The 15,786-nt window shown below is 42.4% G+C and carries 17 protein-coding genes; 12 read left to right on the top strand and 5 right to left on the bottom strand.

Features of this window, described 5'->3' with window-relative positions:
- Both ACOOEY_RS01760 and thrC read left to right on the top strand, forming a co-directional pair.
- Positions 1-927 (top strand): homoserine kinase, encoded by a 927-nt coding sequence (locus ACOOEY_RS01760; protein ID WP_420386949.1) that lies wholly within the window; start codon positions 1-3, stop codon positions 925-927.
- A gap of 38 nt (positions 928-965) precedes the next feature.
- Positions 966-2,252, top strand: a complete 1,287-nt coding sequence (gene thrC, locus ACOOEY_RS01755) for a threonine synthase (protein ID WP_420386948.1) — start codon at positions 966-968, stop codon at positions 2,250-2,252.
- On the opposite strand, the gene ACOOEY_RS01750 is transcribed toward thrC, so the two are convergent.
- Complete coding sequence (locus tag ACOOEY_RS01750) at positions 2,242-3,297, bottom strand: App1 family protein (RefSeq protein WP_420386947.1); 1,056 nt, start codon at positions 3,295-3,297, stop codon at positions 2,242-2,244. The genes thrC and ACOOEY_RS01750 overlap by 11 nt on opposite strands.
- Before the next feature lie 26 nt (positions 3,298-3,323).
- On the opposite strand from ACOOEY_RS01750, the gene ACOOEY_RS01745 reads away from it, so the two are divergent.
- Together ACOOEY_RS01745 and ACOOEY_RS01740 are read left to right on the top strand one after the other, a co-directional pair.
- A complete protein-coding gene (locus ACOOEY_RS01745) occupies positions 3,324-4,190 on the top strand; it encodes a diacylglycerol/lipid kinase family protein (RefSeq protein ID WP_420386946.1) in 867 nt (288 codons plus the stop codon).
- Positions 4,191-4,246: 56 nt separating this feature from the next.
- Complete coding sequence (locus ACOOEY_RS01740) at positions 4,247-4,750, top strand: DinB family protein (protein WP_420386945.1); 504 nt, start codon at positions 4,247-4,249, stop codon at positions 4,748-4,750.
- 119 nt (positions 4,751-4,869) lie between these two features.
- Here ACOOEY_RS01740 and ACOOEY_RS01735 read toward each other — a convergent pair whose 3' ends face one another.
- The 3 genes from ACOOEY_RS01735 to ACOOEY_RS01725 form a co-directional block, all read right to left on the bottom strand.
- Positions 4,870-5,250 (bottom strand): type II toxin-antitoxin system VapC family toxin, encoded by a 381-nt coding sequence (locus ACOOEY_RS01735; RefSeq protein WP_420386944.1) that lies wholly within the window; start codon positions 5,248-5,250, stop codon positions 4,870-4,872.
- A complete protein-coding gene (locus ACOOEY_RS01730) occupies positions 5,247-5,456 on the bottom strand; it encodes a DUF2281 domain-containing protein (RefSeq protein WP_420386943.1) in 210 nt (69 codons plus the stop codon). Before ACOOEY_RS01730 ends, ACOOEY_RS01735 begins: the two co-directional genes overlap by 4 nt.
- Before the next feature lie 91 nt (positions 5,457-5,547).
- Entirely contained in the window at positions 5,548-7,092 is a 1,545-nt protein-coding gene (locus tag ACOOEY_RS01725) for a hypothetical protein (RefSeq protein WP_420386942.1), read from the bottom strand.
- A gap of 171 nt (positions 7,093-7,263) precedes the next feature.
- Between ACOOEY_RS01725 and ACOOEY_RS01720 the strand changes: the two genes are divergently transcribed.
- The 6 genes from ACOOEY_RS01720 to ACOOEY_RS01695 all read left to right on the top strand — a co-directional run bounded on the left by ACOOEY_RS01720 (position 7,264) and on the right by ACOOEY_RS01695 (position 13,135).
- Positions 7,264-8,427, top strand: a complete 1,164-nt coding sequence (locus tag ACOOEY_RS01720; RefSeq protein ID WP_420386941.1) for a 2-isopropylmalate synthase — start codon at positions 7,264-7,266, stop codon at positions 8,425-8,427.
- A gap of 1 nt (position 8,428) precedes the next feature.
- On the top strand, positions 8,429-9,823 hold the full coding sequence (leuC, locus tag ACOOEY_RS01715) for a 3-isopropylmalate dehydratase large subunit (RefSeq protein WP_420386940.1): 1,395 nt from the start codon (positions 8,429-8,431) through the stop codon (positions 9,821-9,823).
- Position 9,824: 1 nt separating this feature from the next.
- Positions 9,825-10,412 carry a 3-isopropylmalate dehydratase small subunit gene (leuD, locus tag ACOOEY_RS01710; protein WP_420386939.1) on the top strand — a complete coding sequence of 196 codons (588 nt, stop codon included), beginning with the start codon at positions 9,825-9,827 and terminating at the stop codon, positions 10,410-10,412.
- 2 nt (positions 10,413-10,414) lie between these two features.
- Positions 10,415-11,527, top strand: coding sequence for a 3-isopropylmalate dehydrogenase (gene leuB, locus ACOOEY_RS01705; RefSeq protein WP_420386938.1), 1,113 nt, complete (start codon positions 10,415-10,417; stop codon positions 11,525-11,527).
- Between the two features lie 134 nt (positions 11,528-11,661).
- Positions 11,662-12,339 (top strand): GOLPH3/VPS74 family protein, encoded by a 678-nt coding sequence (locus tag ACOOEY_RS01700; protein ID WP_420386937.1) that lies wholly within the window; start codon positions 11,662-11,664, stop codon positions 12,337-12,339.
- A 67-nt stretch (positions 12,340-12,406) separates the two neighbouring features.
- Entirely contained in the window at positions 12,407-13,135 is a 729-nt protein-coding gene (locus ACOOEY_RS01695) for a YebC/PmpR family DNA-binding transcriptional regulator (protein WP_420386936.1), read from the top strand.
- A 40-nt stretch (positions 13,136-13,175) separates the two neighbouring features.
- On the opposite strand, the gene ACOOEY_RS01690 is transcribed toward ACOOEY_RS01695, so the two are convergent.
- A complete protein-coding gene (locus ACOOEY_RS01690) occupies positions 13,176-14,510 on the bottom strand; it encodes a metallophosphoesterase family protein (RefSeq protein ID WP_420386935.1) in 1,335 nt (444 codons plus the stop codon).
- Between the two features lie 197 nt (positions 14,511-14,707).
- Here ACOOEY_RS01690 and ACOOEY_RS01685 point away from each other — a divergent pair, with 197 nt between their 5' ends.
- Both ACOOEY_RS01685 and tpx read left to right on the top strand, forming a co-directional pair.
- Complete coding sequence (locus ACOOEY_RS01685; protein ID WP_420386934.1) at positions 14,708-15,118, top strand: hypothetical protein; 411 nt, start codon at positions 14,708-14,710, stop codon at positions 15,116-15,118.
- 111 nt (positions 15,119-15,229) lie between these two features.
- Positions 15,230-15,727, top strand: coding sequence for a thiol peroxidase (gene tpx / locus ACOOEY_RS01680; protein ID WP_420386933.1), 498 nt, complete (start codon positions 15,230-15,232; stop codon positions 15,725-15,727).
- The last annotated feature ends 59 nt before the right edge of the window (positions 15,728-15,786 follow it).

Genomic DNA, 15,786 nt, shown 5'->3' with positions numbered 1-15,786 from the left:
ATGACTAAAGACTCAATAACCATATTTGCTCCGGCCTCAGTCTCTAATGTTGGCCCGGGTTTCGATATTCTCGGCTTTGCTCTGGAAGGAATGGGTGATACCATTACCCTTAGCAGGCGAGACGGAGCGGCTTATATTATAGATCCGGTAGGAGTTGAACTTCCGGAAGACCCTGAGAAGAATGTAGCCACAGTGGCCCTGAGATCATTTTGCAATGCCGTTGGGTATGATGGCGGATTCCTGATCAGAATTGAGAAAAATTTTACACCAGGAAGCGGTTTGGGTTCTTCAGCTTCAAGCGCAGTAGGGGCTGTATTTGCGGCTAATGAGTTACTGGAAGCAGGTTATTCCAGAGAAGAGCTAATTACCTATGCGCTTGATGGTGAAATGTTGGCGTCCGGTAACCGACATGCGGATAATGTGGCTCCTTGCATGTTAGGTGGTTTTGTAGCGGTTAGAAGTTGCGATCCTTTTAAAGGGTTTCAAATAGCCTATCCAAAAGCGTTGAAGGTACTGATTATTTTTCCTGATGTACCTATTCAAACTGCAGATGCAAGAGGAATACTGCCCAGAGAGGTGAGTATGAATCAGGCCATTAAGCAGTCGGCTAATATGGCGGGTCTGATCAACGGATTGGTAACTGCTAATTACCGAATGATCCGAGAGTCATTGCATGATGAATTAGCTCAACCCTATCGAAAGAAGCTGATACCAAATTATGATGCAGTCGAGAAGCTGTGTCATCAACATGAAGCCGTGGGCTTTAATATCAGTGGCTCAGGGCCGGCAATGTTTGCTTTCTTTCAGGTTGATAATGACTTGACTGTTTTGAAAGAGGAGATTAAAGGCTTATATCAGACGAAGGGTATCGCCTGTCGTTTCCATGAGTCTGGTATCAATGGGAGAGGTGTAGAGGTTTTAAACTGAGCTGGACTGTCCATATCACGATTATTCAATTTTGAATTATGAAGTATTACTCCACCAATGGATCATCAGCTAAAACGAGTTTCAAGCAAGCGGTAATCAACAGTTTGCCAGCCGATAAAGGCCTCTACTTTCCGGAATCAATCCCTGTTTTAGATGCCAATACCCTGAGACAATTGCAGGGAGCCGGTTTGCCCGAAATAGGCTTCGAAATGATGAAGTCTTTCGTTCAACCCGACCTGAGTGAGCAGCAATTAAAGACCATTGTAGAAGAGGCTTTAAGTTTTGATATCCCCTTAGTTCAGGTAGAAGAATATATCTATAGCCTTGAACTCTTTCATGGGCCAACTTATGCCTTTAAAGATGTTGGGGCACGTTTTTTAGCCAGGTGCCTGGGAGAGTTCGCCAAAGAAGAAACCAGGGAGACTACCATTTTGGTGGCTACCTCCGGAGATACCGGTGGAGCAGTTGCCAATGGTTTTTATGGAGTGGAAGGTGTCAATGTGGTCATTTTGTATCCCTCCGGAAAAGTAAGTGACTTGCAGGAAAAACAGCTAACCACCCTGGGTGGAAACATTACTGCGCTGGAAGTTCAGGGAGATTTTGACGATTGTCAGGCCCTGGTCAAGCAGGCTTTCTTAGATGAAGAACTGAACCGCGTATTGAACCTGACTTCTGCCAATTCTATCAATATTGCCCGTTGGATGCCTCAATCAATCTATTATGCCTGGTTGTCTTTGCAATTAGATGCTCCGGAAGATGCTTTGGTGGCTGTACCATCGGGGAACTACGGTAATGTGACTGCAGGTATGTTGGCTAAGCGAATGGGATTTCCACTCGGTCAGTTTTTGCTTTGTTCCAATGCCAATGATATCGTTCCCCGATACCTCGAGAGCTGTGAATACGAAGTATTACCTACGGTAGCTACTTATGCCAATGCTATGGATGTGAGTAATCCCAGTAATTTTCCTCGTATGCTTGAGCTGTATAACCATTCATTCGATGACCTGACTCTGGATGTTTCGGGTTTTACACTTCATGATAAAGAGATTCTTCAAACCATCAGAACCTGTAAGGAACAAACGGGTTATTTGCTGGATCCGCATGGAGCCATTGGTTATGCGGGTCTGAGAGAAAAGCTTAAGATCGATCAGGCGGGTGTATTCCTGGAAACAGCCCATCCGATTAAGTTCGCTCCGGTAATGGAAGAGGCATTGGGCCAGACATTGGATTTGCCGGATTTTGCTGAGGAATTGATGAAAAAGGAGAAGACGTCAAGGCTCATGAGCAATCGCTATGAGGACTTCTCAGCTTTCCTTAGGTCTTAATCAGATTAATTTTCCTGGCATGTTCGAAAGCTTGGTGGGTGTGAGAAAACTGTAACCATTCGATATTTGAATCCTCTATTCTACTCAGCGTTACTTCGGTACTTGTCCAGTGTCGTTTCTTAACTCCACGAATATAGATCGCTCTGATGTTGCCGGGGAATTCATTTGCTATGTCCAGGTAGATGTTCGGGTCATGTTGGCCATTATCACCGAGTAGAATGAACTGTTTTTCAGGGAATAACTCAATGATACGTTTAATCTTCTCCAGTTTATGGTTATGGCTGCCATAACCTGATTTGAAGAAATCCAGGAGCCCTGTTTTCAGGTCCTTCAATTGCAATACACCTTTGGGTAATTCATTCAGCTCTATGAATTGAACTAAAAACTCGTACAAGTTCCACTCACTGCTCGAAACGTAAAAGAAGGGATAAGCACCCGTATGTAGCGCCTGGTAAAAATCGACAGCACCTTTGACAGGCTTCCTTGTTTTGGCATTTTTAGTGAGGAGTGTATATAGCTTTAGGGGTTTTTGGGTCACATGAGAAACAAGGAATGTATCATCAATATCAGAGATGTAAACAGGGCTCTGGTCATTAATAATGAGCACCTCTGACTTCAGTTCAACTTTTTCCTGACCTTCAACAACAGAGTCCATGAGTTGAATAGTTACTTCATGCCAGCCAGCATCGAGTTGATGGTTTTCAATACTGAATTCGAAGAACCCTCCTTCATTGGTTTTTACTTCATAATATTCTTCACCAATTTGAAGTTGAACACGGGCTTTTCTGACCGTTTTCACCAGAAACATTTTTATCAGGGAGATGATATTCCTCCAGGTTGATGCACGTTTCTCCGGGTTGCTTAGTGCCATTCCCTGAAAAACATGTCCTTGCAAAATCAACTGATTCATGTTTCCATAGCCCAGATAGGCCAGAATAAATGGATAGTCAACAAAGCGAAAACGGCTTTTCCACCATTTTTGAAAAGAATTACCATGAATTGGAGCTTCTTTGTAAGAAGCCCACTTCGGATGAGATGAAATCATCTAACTTAGTCAGTCAATCAATTCTAATGAGCAAGATACTATTCGTAATTAACCCCATTTCAGGTGATAAAGACAAAGAAGTCTATATAAAGCAAATCGACAAGTGGGGAGAAAGTTTAGAATTAGAGCTGGAAAAGTGGGAAACCACCGGGGAAGATGATGAACAAAAGCTACAGGATAAGATTGAAGCATATCAGCCAGAGACGGTTGTGGCGGTTGGAGGGGATGGAACTGTAATGCTTTGTGCCTCAGTATTAAAGGATACCGAAATTGTGTTAGGCTTACTACCGGCCGGCTCTGCCAATGGAATGGCAGCCGATCTGGAAATTCCTGATGACATAGAGGAAGCGCTGAACGTAATTGAGCAGGGTAAATCGATACGGGCCGATATGCTGCTTTTCAACAATCAGGATCTCGGGTTGCACATCAGTGATGTTGGCCTTAATGCCGAATTGGTCAGAGAGTTTGAGGAAGGAGAGAGAAGGGGATTTTTAGGTTATGCCAAAGGTGTCACTACTCAGCTACTCAACCTGGAAAAGTTTGAAGCGGAAATCCACCTGGATGAGAAAACTGTTACGGAATATTGTCACATGGTGGCCTTCGCCAATGCCAGGAGGTATGGCACCGGAGCTGTACTCAATACAAAGGGCCAACCAGACGATGGAGTATTCGAAGTATACATTTTGAAGGAATTAAGTATTCCGGGTTTGGCTGGTCAATTCTTCGATCATATAGATGATGCAGCTTCTTATTGTGATGTCTACCAGACAACAGAAGTAAAAGTGGAGCTTAAAGAGCCCAGAACCTTTCAGATAGATGGAGAGCTGAAGGGTGATACTACTTCAGTAGAAGTGAAAATTCTTCCAGCTTGTATTCGCTTAATAGTCAGTTGATTATTGAATTCTTCAGAAGTCGTTTTGTAGATTTACTAACAAGTAAAAAACTCAAAATGAAAACCGTAAACACCATCGCACTACTTATCCTGACTTTTAGTTTAAGTGCTCAGACTTCTGAAGATGTACTTTCTACCTGGGATAAACATGTTGAAATGAACCACCTGATACTCAACTTTCTGCCCGAATCGACCCTACTTGATATCAACGATTCAACTTCCAGAAATGTGGGAGAGCAATTCGCGCACATGCACAATGTGAGAATGATGTGGTTAGGAAAGAGCGAGTTGGCTAAAGGGATGGATCAGGAAATTGATGCTGCTGAGAGTAGGGAGAAGGCCTACTTGATTAGTCAGCTGAGAGCTTCAGATGCCTTAATCAGGAAGTCATTGGAGGAATCTCTCAAAAAGAATCAGATGGAGATTGAAATGACTCCCATCAGATTTATGGGGTATCTCATTTCGCACGAATCCCACACCAGAGGTCAGATTGTACTGGCATTAAAGAATTCGGGTCATCAACTGCCGCCTAATATTGCGTTTGGCATTTGGGGATGGTGAGAATTATGTAGCTCAGATTTTCTGCTCTCCGTGAGTTTTACTCTGATACTTTTGATTCCTGATATAAGAAGAAGAGTGTTTTTCATCGGTTCTTCACTCATTGGTTTGATCGGAATCATTTACAAGGATTGGATTTTATATTTCAATACCTGATCATCTGACGTAATCAAAACAGTGTTTTCTTCTATTGATTGAGCTATAATCAATCTATCAAAAGGATCTCTGTGAAGGAATGGCAATTGGGTCAGTCTAACGAAGTGCTCCGGTTTTATATCTAAAATGTCAAAACCTGACTTACTGATCAGATCAAAAAAGTCTACCAACTCAATTTTCAGTTTAAGCTTTTGTAAAGTGTATTTAATAGTTATTTCCCATAAGGAAGCACTGCTAACCAAACATTGATTGTCCAAAGATTCAATGGCTTGCCTTTGTTGAGGTTTTAGCGACTGATCATTTGAAAGAAACCATAGTAGAATGTGTGTGTCTAAAAGATATTTCAACTCATGTAATCTTTAAAGTCTTCCAGGGGTTCATCAAAATCGGAAGATATTTCAATCAATCCTTTTGCCAGACCAATAGGTCTCTTGTTTGGGGTTTCTGGTTTCTTTTGTGCTTTTGATGCAAGCTTTTGAAGGAAGCTTTCAAATTCCTTTTTCAGCTTTTCAGGTAAAGTAGAGTATTTGAATAGTATTTCTGATTCCTTCATACACTTGAATAACGAATACATAAGATAATCGTTTTTCCTTAATCATAGTATGGTGGTCTTGAATGAATTATTGAAATAAGCTCATTTCAAATCACTTCAATCCATCAAACTTTTCCTGGACGACTAACTTAACCGGAATACTTTTGATTTTAGATTCCAGATAGGAGAGGATATCAAGATAGAAGAAAGGTCTTCTTTCATAGATATCTTCACTCAAAGGTTGTAGCCTGTTGTATAGCTTGATGAACTCATCCCTTAGCTGATCAGGAGTGATCTTGCCTGTGATTCTCAGGAAGTTGATAATCTCTTTTTGCACTGCCTGCTGTTGGTTCATTTTACCAATAAATTGGAAGGTGGACTTAATCTGATATTCTAAATGGTAGTCCTGTCCATCTTCAAAGTGGGCAATCAGGTTGAGAATTCGTGCAAAGCAATGGATGTCTTCTCTGAGTTTCACATCCTGATAGAAGATAATCTGGTTGAGATAAAAGATGGCTTTGCGGTAGTTGCCACTTCCAAAATAGAGCGAGGCAATCTTATAATACATCATCAGTACCCTCTCCGGATCTATTTTGTACTGATACTTCTCCAGTTTCGCGGTCAACTCTGGAATGATCTCAACGCCCTCGTCAAAGCTGCCCTCCATAAAGTGCTTGTTGATTTTAGAGATGTAGAGAAATTGAAATACCAGTACCTCAGTATTTAAATTCTGAATTACTTTTTTGTCCTGGCTTAGGGCTTCAACTTCAGCCAGTACTTCACAAAACTTGGAGTAATACTGCAGCTGAAAGAGTGATCCCAGTAGATTTCGATAGCCTTTGATATAATGAACAGGCTGCTTAATGATCATTTCAGGGTTCGACTGAAACAGCTTTACCCAGGCCAGCGAATGTTTATAGACGTTAGGAAAGTTCTGAACAATCTTATTGAACCAGACATGAGCCTGGTAATAATAGAGCTGCTCATAAAAGGTGAGATTATCAAAATTCACCTTGGGTAGATGGCTCTGAAAATAGGTATTCACCTCTTCGAATTCCTGAGGATTCTTGGCATAGCCTTTTTTAAGAAACAGACTGTATAGGTTGAGGGTGAGGTTAGATAGTTGATGGCTTGATTTTATAATGTCGGTTGTGTCTAAAACCTCATTGGTGAGTATTTCAGCTCTGTTTTCTATACTTCGCGTAATGTATTGTGACTCTATTTGCTTCTCGAATTCCATCACTTCCAGTGCAATAGTGAAGTGCTTGGTATCGCGGGCCAATACCTTGGTTTTATCGAGCATTTTCAAAGCTTGCTTATAAAAGCCCTTGTTGTAGAGCACCTTGGCATGATCGAGATTCTCGCGCAATTGAATATCAATATTCTGGCTAATGTGATATTGCCTTAAACTCGATAGAATTTGTCGGTAGAGGTGTGCTTTCTGATTGGATAACTGAATTTTCTTAATGCTGGGTACCTTCTTCAGAATCTCTTTATCATCATAGTTTTTCATGCCGTCCATAGCATCGAACAGCTTGATGAATTTTACATCCTGCGTATTACCACTCCGCTTTACATAAAGCCTAAAGTGTCGCTTCTCTGTCTGAGTCAGCGATTTTATCAGGGAGAACAGCGAATCGTTCTTTGCTTTAGCCATTGTAATTCAAGCCTTAATAAGTTGTTGATTAACAGAAATATACTGTCAAATATGGCCAATTAGAAATAGTAGAACATTGTCCTTCTATTATGGTGCCGTTTGGCCTGATATCTAACTTCAATCTTAGAGAGAAAATGTGAATTGAAGCAAAGAACGGAGATCAAATAAACAATGGATCAACAAAAAATACAAATCTTCGATACCACCCTACGAGATGGCGAACAAGTTCCGGGCTGTAAACTGAATACCGAAGAAAAGGTAGAGGTAGCTAAGAGGCTCGAAGCGCTGGGAGTAGATGTTGTCGAAGCCGGTTTCCCCATTTCCAGCCCGGGTGACTTTGGATCAGTCCAGGCCATTGCAGAAGTAGTGAAGAATGCTACCGTCTGCGGGCTTAGCCGAGCGGTGGAAAAGGATATTGTCACAGCAGCAGAAGCTTTGAAGAAAGCTGCCAGACCGAGAATTCATACGGGTATCGGTACGTCCGATTCTCACGTCATTCACAAGCTAAGAACTACCAGAGAAAAGGTAGTAGAAAGGGCCATAGCGGCTGTTTCTTTGGCTAAGAAATATGTGGAAGATGTTGAGTTCTATGCAGAAGATGCAGGAAGAACAGATAATGAATTTTTGGCCTATATCTGTGAACAAGCCGTAAAGGCAGGAGCAACCGTACTGAATATTCCCGATACTACTGGTTATTGCTTACCAGAAGAATATGGTGCTAAAATCAGATTCTTAAAGGAAAATGTAAAAGGAGTAGACCGGGTAACGCTTTCTACTCATTGCCATAACGACCTCGGTATGGCAACGGCCAATTCCATTGCCGGAGTTATCAACGGAGCTACACAGATTGAATGTACCATCAATGGTATTGGTGAAAGAGCTGGAAATACTGCTTTGGAAGAAGTAGTAATGGTACTCAGACAACACCCTGACCTCAACAAATACACGGATATCAAGACCCAACAATTGAATGCATTGTCTCGCTATGTTTCTGATACGATGCGCGTACCGGTTCAGCCGAATAAGGCCATTGTTGGAGCAAATGCTTTTGCTCACTCTTCTGGTATTCACCAGGATGGAGTAATCAAAAACAGAGAAACCTATGAAATCATCAATCCGCTTGATGTTGGAGTTGATCATTCCTCAATTGTGCTGACTGCCAGAAGTGGTAGAGCAGCGCTGGCTTATCGCATGAAAAATCTGGGTTATGAGCTGACAAGGGATGAGTTGGACGTGGTGTATGCTCAGTTCCTGAAAGTAGCAGATGATAAGAAGGAAGTAGAAGACAACGATTTACACCAAATTGCAGAGTATAAACAAAAGGTAGCGGTATAATATGGCGAAAACACTGTTCGACAAGGTTTGGGATGCGCATATAGTCAAAAGCCTTGAAGGTGGCATAGATGTCTTATACATAGACAGACACTTAATACACGAAGTAACAAGTCCACAGGCATTTTCAGAATTGGAAAGTCGTGGACTTGAATTGTTCAGGAAGGATCAGATGGTGGCCACACCGGATCACAATATTCCTACCAAAGATCAACATTTACCTATTCAGGAGGCTTTATCAAAGCATCAGGTTGATACGCTCCTGGCCAACTGTGAAAAGCATAACGTAACTCTTTACGGGTTAGGTCACCCTTTTCAGGGTATTGTCCATGTGATCGGGCCGGAGCTGGGAATTACCCTGCCCGGAAGGACTATGGTTTGTGGTGATTCACATACCTCAACTCATGGTGCCTTCGGAGCCATCGCCTTTGGTATTGGTACCAGTCAGGTGGCCCAGGTGATGGCCAGTCAGTGTCTTTTGCAGACCAGACCGAAAACCATGCGGATTACCATCGATGGTGAATTGAATAAAGGTGTATATGCCAAGGATATTATCCTCTACATCATTTCAAAGCTGACTGCAGCGGGTGGAACCGGATACTTTGTTGAATATGCCGGATCGGCCATTCGTTCCCTTTCCATGGAAGCCAGAATGACTATTTGCAATATGAGCATTGAAATGGGCGCACGAGGAGGTATGATCGCTCCTGATGAGACTACTTTCGAGTATGTAGAAGGAAGAGAGTTTAGCCCAACCGGTGAAGTATGGGACAAAGCTTTGGCCTACTGGAAAACCCTTTATTCTGATGAAGGAGCCACTTTCGATCAGGAGTATAACTTCCCGGCAGAAGATATTGAGCCTATGATTACCTACGGTACAAATCCGGGAATGGGAATCAAAATTACCGCTAATATTCCTGAGAAATTATCTGAAGGTGGACAGGAAAGCTTCAGCAAATCCTTGAAATACATGGGATTTGAGGCAGGTGAGAGCTTGTTGGGAAAAGCCATCGACTATGTGTTTATAGGAAGCTGTACCAACTCGCGAATCGAAGACCTGCGCATTGTGGCAGACTATGTAAAAGGCAAGAGAAAGGCAGCTAATGTGAATGCCATGATTGTTCCAGGCTCTAAGCAGGTGGAAAAACAAGCCAAGGCTGAAGGTTTGGATAAGGTGTTGGAAGAGGCCGGGTTTGAATTGAGAGAGCCGGGTTGCAGTGCCTGTCTGGGTATGAATGAAGATAAGGTGCCAGCAGGTGCTTATTGTGTTTCTACTTCCAACAGAAATTTTGAAGGCAGGCAAGGGCCTGGTGCCAGAACCTTGCTGGCCAGCCCGCTTGTGGCAGCAGTTACAGCCATAGAAGGAAAGATTGTAGACATTAGTAAACACCTGAATTGAGATGGAAAAGTTTAATCAAGTAGTATCTACGGCAGTACCTATGCCGATTGAGGATATCGATACAGATCAAATTATACCGGCCAGATTTCTTAAGGCTACCAGTCGTGATGGTTTTGGAGACAATCTATTCAGAGACTGGAGGTATGTGCAGGGGGATGAACCTAAGGCTGACTTTGTATTGAATGATCCTACCTTTTCCGGAGAGATACTGGTAGCAGGTAGAAATTTCGGATGTGGTTCTTCTAGAGAGCACGCTGCCTGGGCACTCTATGACTATGGATTTAAGGTAGTTGTATCCAGCTTCTTTGCTGATATTTTCAAGGGAAATGCATTGAACAATGGCTTGCTACCCGTACAGGTAAGTGAATCCTTTCTTCAGGAACTGATTGCAGCGATCAAGGCAGACCCTTCAACTTCCATTACCGTCAATTTGCCTGAGCAAACCATTAGTTACAATGGTCAATCGGAAAGCTTTGAAGTGAATAGTTATAAGAAGGAATGCCTTCTCAACGGCTATGACGATATAGATTTTTTAGTAAGCATTAAAGAGGAAATTGAGGCTTACGAGGCCTCTTCTAACGTGATCTGACTATGGGAGTAAAAAAGAAGATTGGTGTATTACCAGGAGATGGCATTGGCCCGGAGGTAGTAGCTGAAGCCATCAAGGTATTGGATGCCATTGCCGAGAAGCATGGTCATACTTTCACCTATGAATATGGAGATGTAGGAGCCGTGGCTATTGACAATACTGGTGAGCCTTTGCCAGACGAGACTTTGGCTATATGTGAACAATCAGATGCTTTTCTGTTCGGAGCCATTGGACATCCTAAATATGACAATGACCCAAAAGCCAAAGTTCGTCCTGAACAGGGACTGCTAAAGCTCAGAAAAAGCCTGGGCTTATTTGCCAACATAAGGCCTGTAACAGCATATGATAGCTTGTTGCACATGTCTCCGCTTAAGACAGAAAAAGTAAAAGGTGTTGATATAGTTGTTTATCGGGAGCTGACTGGAGGTATTTATTTTGGAGAAAAAGGTAGAACAGAAGATGGAGCTTATGACCATTGTACCTACTCCAATTATGAGATTGATCGCATTGCGCATCTGGCCTTCCAGTCTGCTCAAAACCGAAGAAAGCATGTGACACTGGTCGACAAGGCGAATGTGTTGGAGACCTCCAGGCTCTGGAGGGAGCGGGTTACTGAAATGGCAAAGGAATACCCAGATGTCACACTTGACTGTATGTTTGTGGATAATGCCGCTATGCAGATGATTCAGAATCCAAAGCATTTCGATGTGATCCTTACTGAGAACATGTTTGGTGATATTATTTCGGATGAGGCCTCAGTCATCGGGGGCTCGCTCGGTTTATTGCCATCGGCTTCAGTAGGAGATAAGACCGCTATGTTCGAACCTATTCACGGTTCATATCCACAGGCAGCAGGCCAGAACATTGCCAATCCATTAGCCACCATTCTTTCTGCCGCCATGATGCTCGACCATCTTGGTTTGATCGATGAAGCCATAGAAGTACGTCAGGCAGTTAACTCATCGCTGAGACATGGTATGGTTACTTCAGATCTTGCCAAATCAGAGAGCTATGGAACAGACAGGGTAGGAGACTACATTGCCAACTGCATCTCTGATGGTGAAGACTCCTGTGCTCAAACCAATATTAAAGCGGGTATCAGTACCATTATTTAAGACTCTTCAGGCCGGAATTTCCGGCCTGATTTCTTTCCTCTTTACCCTTTTTCAACCTATCTGCTTTGACTCCTTTCTTTTAAGTAGGGATTGAAAAGCTCATTTGGTATCTTGGACTTTAGAATCAAAAACTCATGAAACTAAACCTGCTGGAAGAGTACCTTTTATTAGCCCTCGATGACGAGAAAGGGAAATTTGTGATTGATTCCACCAGACTGCATTATGGTGTGGCCGGAGCAATCCTGCTCGAGTTTGCAGTTAGGGGAAAGATCGAAATTGATGGTGAAAATGTCATATTAAAGGACAATAGTTACGAACCTGAAATAGCACTCAATAAGATCATTGACTCAATCAGAGAATTAAAGACTCCAAGTCTGAAGAAATGCATTCAGTTACTCACCAAAAAATCTGATGAGATTAAGAATGATACGCTCCAACACCTTATCAATAAAGGCATCCTGAGAAAGGAAGAGCATAAGATTCTCTGGATTATACCCACAGAGCAGTATCCAACATCCGATCTAACCCCGGAAAATAAAGTCAGAAAAAGACTAGATGACGTGATTAGTGATCACACGCCAATTGATCCACACGACCTGATGCTTCTGAGTCTGATTGATGCTACTGACCTTACCAAAGAGGCCTTCCGCGATCAGGAAGACTATAAGGCTGTTAGAAAGAAGATTAAGGAAGTAACAAAGGATATTAAGGTAAGTCAGGTCATCAATAAGAGCATCCGTGAGATTCAGGCCGCCATTATGATTGCCATTACTACCTCGATTATTGTAACCAGTGTGGCGACAAACAACTAACATTTTTTTCTTAGCTAATTGACATTTAGCGGGACTTCTTATTTTTGCAGCCAGAAACATTCTTGATATGGGAAGAGCATTTGAATATCGTAAAGCCGCTAAGATGAAGCGCTGGGACAAAATGTCCCGAATTTTTCCAAAACTTGCTAAAGCCATTACCATGGCAGCCAAGGACGGTGGCCCTGACCCCGATATGAATTCCTCTTTGCGTACCGCTATCCAAAACGCGAAAGCGCAAAACATGCCTAAAGACAATATCGATGCTGCAATCAAGAGAGCAACCAGCAAAGATGTTGAAGCCTATGTCGAGATCAACTATGAAGGAAAAGGTCCTCACGGTGTTTTAGTCTTCGTAGAATGTGCAACAGACAACCAAAACAGAACAGTTGCTAACGTAAAGTCATACTTTAATAAGGCCGGTGGAGGCTTGGTGCCTAATGGGTCTTTGGAGTTTATGTTCTCTCGTAAAGCCGTATTTGAGTTTACTCTGACTGAGGGGATGGACCTGGAAGAATTAGAGTTGGAGCTGATTGATGCCGGGCTGGAGGAATTTGATACACATACCGATGAAGAGGAAGGTGTAACAACAGTATATGCTTATGCCGACTACACTAACTTCGGTGCCTTACAAGAAGCACTTGAGGAGCAGAGCATTGAGGTAAAGAATGCCGCCTTGAAGCGATTTGCCACCACTCCGGTAGAATTCAATGATGAGCAACTTGAGGAAATTGAGAAAATGCTCGATAAGCTGGAAGAAGATGATGACGTGCAGGCTGTTTATACCAACATAGCCTGATAAAAATAAAGGGGTTGAGGAATTCAACCCCTAAAGCTTATTAACTTGACCAGATCAGGGTGCCATCCTGATCATACCATTTCTCACTTAGGTCTCCGTTAGCAGAAAACTCAAGCATGGCAAAGCCATTGGTTACCCGATTCTTCTGATCAGGGGTAGGATTCCTTAGTGGTGTATTGCAATAGAAATCGATCAATGGATTTTTCTCAAACCACGAAGCATTTCCCTGTGGTATGGCTCCATTTCCCAGACAACGCCCTTTAACACTTCGCATCTCCGGTATATCGGCATAAACGATTCCATTGTGTATATGCCCCCAGTACCAATAATCTGGGGTAATACCAGCTTCATCTAGCACCTCATTCCAAAGTGATAATACTGGTTGCTCAGCAGATATGCCTGTTTCAGGAATCGGGTTGTGATGGGTGAGAATCATAAGTTTCTTGCCTTGTAAATCAAGGCTCTTAAGATAGTTGACCTGCGTTTGTCCTAAGGCACCCTCCATAAACAGCTTAGAATCCGTGTAGTATGCCGAATCAAGGCCAACAATCAGCCAGTTTCCAAATTCTATTGAAAAGTAATTGGTTTGGTTCTGTTCGTTAAAGATCGGATCGGCCAATGCAGTAGCAATAAGTCCATTGGCTCCGTCATACATTTCATGATTGGAATTCATGGTAAAGTTAGCCAAAGGAGCCTTGTACCAACTGTTTAAAAGCCTGGTCTGCTCCTCAGATGATGTACCCGCATAATATACGTCACCCAAATGGATATTGATATCAGGGTTCATGGCCTTTATCTGATTCATGACCAACTGAGAAGGGCTGTAGGGTAGGTTGCCATCTTTGTAATTACCAGTACCCCAATCTCCAAACATCGCGACTTTCAAAGTATCCTGACCCGTAATTACTTTTCTCGCAGGATTGGTATTGAATGAGTGTCTTTTAATAATCCCCAGTTCCAGCTGATAATAGGTAAAAAGCGCAACCACCCAACCTATATCCAGTATGGCAAACTTAGCCGTGGAAATGAGTGATCCGTCACCAGATAACACTCCTGGGCCGGAAAGAATAACAATCCATTTGTCCCAATCGTCAGGGCTGATTTTGGAGGGTGGCATTTTCAACAAATCGACAAGTATCTCCTTCCAGGCAGTTGGGGCATGATTGTTCAACCAGTAGAGTATCCAACTGTACTCAATGCTCCCCGGGGCGGTTGGGGGAGACTGTTGGCTGTTCATCAAATTGATGAGCAACTGTTCTGACTGTTGAAAGTATGTCCAGATACTTTCGAACGAAACTTCTGCGGATTCGGCTGCGGCCCTGATCGACTCTAATTTAGAATCGAGAACCGCCTTTAGTTCTTGTTCTAGTTCCATGTGTGTGTTTGATTTTAGTGGAAGATTAATCTACGACTTTGATTTCAGACTGCCGAATTTTTTAAGTCAATTGATTTTAACCCGTTGAATTTCAGTTGAATATGGATGAATACAAGTCTGCCTGATTCTGTTGGTGTTCATTTTGGCATCATTTTGGAATTCCTACGTGTACAACATCAAACAACAAGGAGGTCAAAATGAAAAAAGGTTTACTCATTCTATCAGCACTAATATTTTTATCCAGTTGTGACGTCTGGGTGGTCGAAGGACCCTACGATCCACGGGATGCTTTTACCGGGAGATACAACGTAGAAGAATACAGCGAAACATACGACTTACTCACCAGGTATAATGTACGAATTGTAAAAGACGCTGACCCTTACAGCAGTATAGTTTATATCAGAAACTTTTATGCTGTAGACGTGGAGGTTTTCGGTGAGGTAATAGGTGATCGGTTAACCATACCGAGACAAATAGTTGCCGGATATGTCGTACAAGGGACAGGTCGATTGGACTATGGAGATGTAGTTCTCAGTTATTCGGTAGAAGATACTTTTGATAATAGTAGATTGGTCGACTTCTGTAACACCGTCTACTTTAGAAGATAATTGTTGTTTTGAGTTTTGATCCGGGGTCTGCCCAATATGGGCAGGCCTCTTTTTTTTAAACATATCCTGCTTAACTTGGGTTGATTTCCCGAACTTTAATCAAGATAAAACATGGCAAAAATTACTCTGGGAGGTACCGAAACTCAAACCAATGGTAGCCTTCCCGCAAAAGGAACTGCATTAAATAATTACACCTTTGTTAAAAACGATATGTCACCCGTCAATCTGAGTGATTTCAAAGGAAAGAACCTCATTCTCAATATATTCCCAAGTATAGATACTTCTGTTTGTTCAACGTCCGTCAGAAAATTCAATGAGAAAGCAGCCTCTATGGATAACACAGTCGTGATGTGTATTTCTAAAGATTTACCCTTCGCGTTGAATCGTTTTTGTGGAGCAGAAGGGATAGACAACGTAGTGGTAGCTTCTGACTTCAGAACACCACAGTTTGCTGAAGATATGGGCTTACTGATCGTTGATGGTGCATTTAACGGACTGGATTCAAGGGTGATCATTGTACTGGATGCCGATGGTAAAGTAAGCTATACAGAACAAGTGCCTGAAATTGGTCAGGAACCAGATTATGAAGCTGCTCTAGCGGCTCTTTAAGGCATAAAACAATATATCCACCGTTGAGCAAAGTGCCAGCGGTGGATTTTTTATAACTT

It is taken from the genome of Roseivirga sp. (assembly GCF_965216855.1).
Classification (GTDB): Bacteria; Bacteroidota; Bacteroidia; order Cytophagales; family Cyclobacteriaceae; genus Roseivirga.
This window is presented reverse-complemented; position numbering and strand designations above follow the sequence as displayed.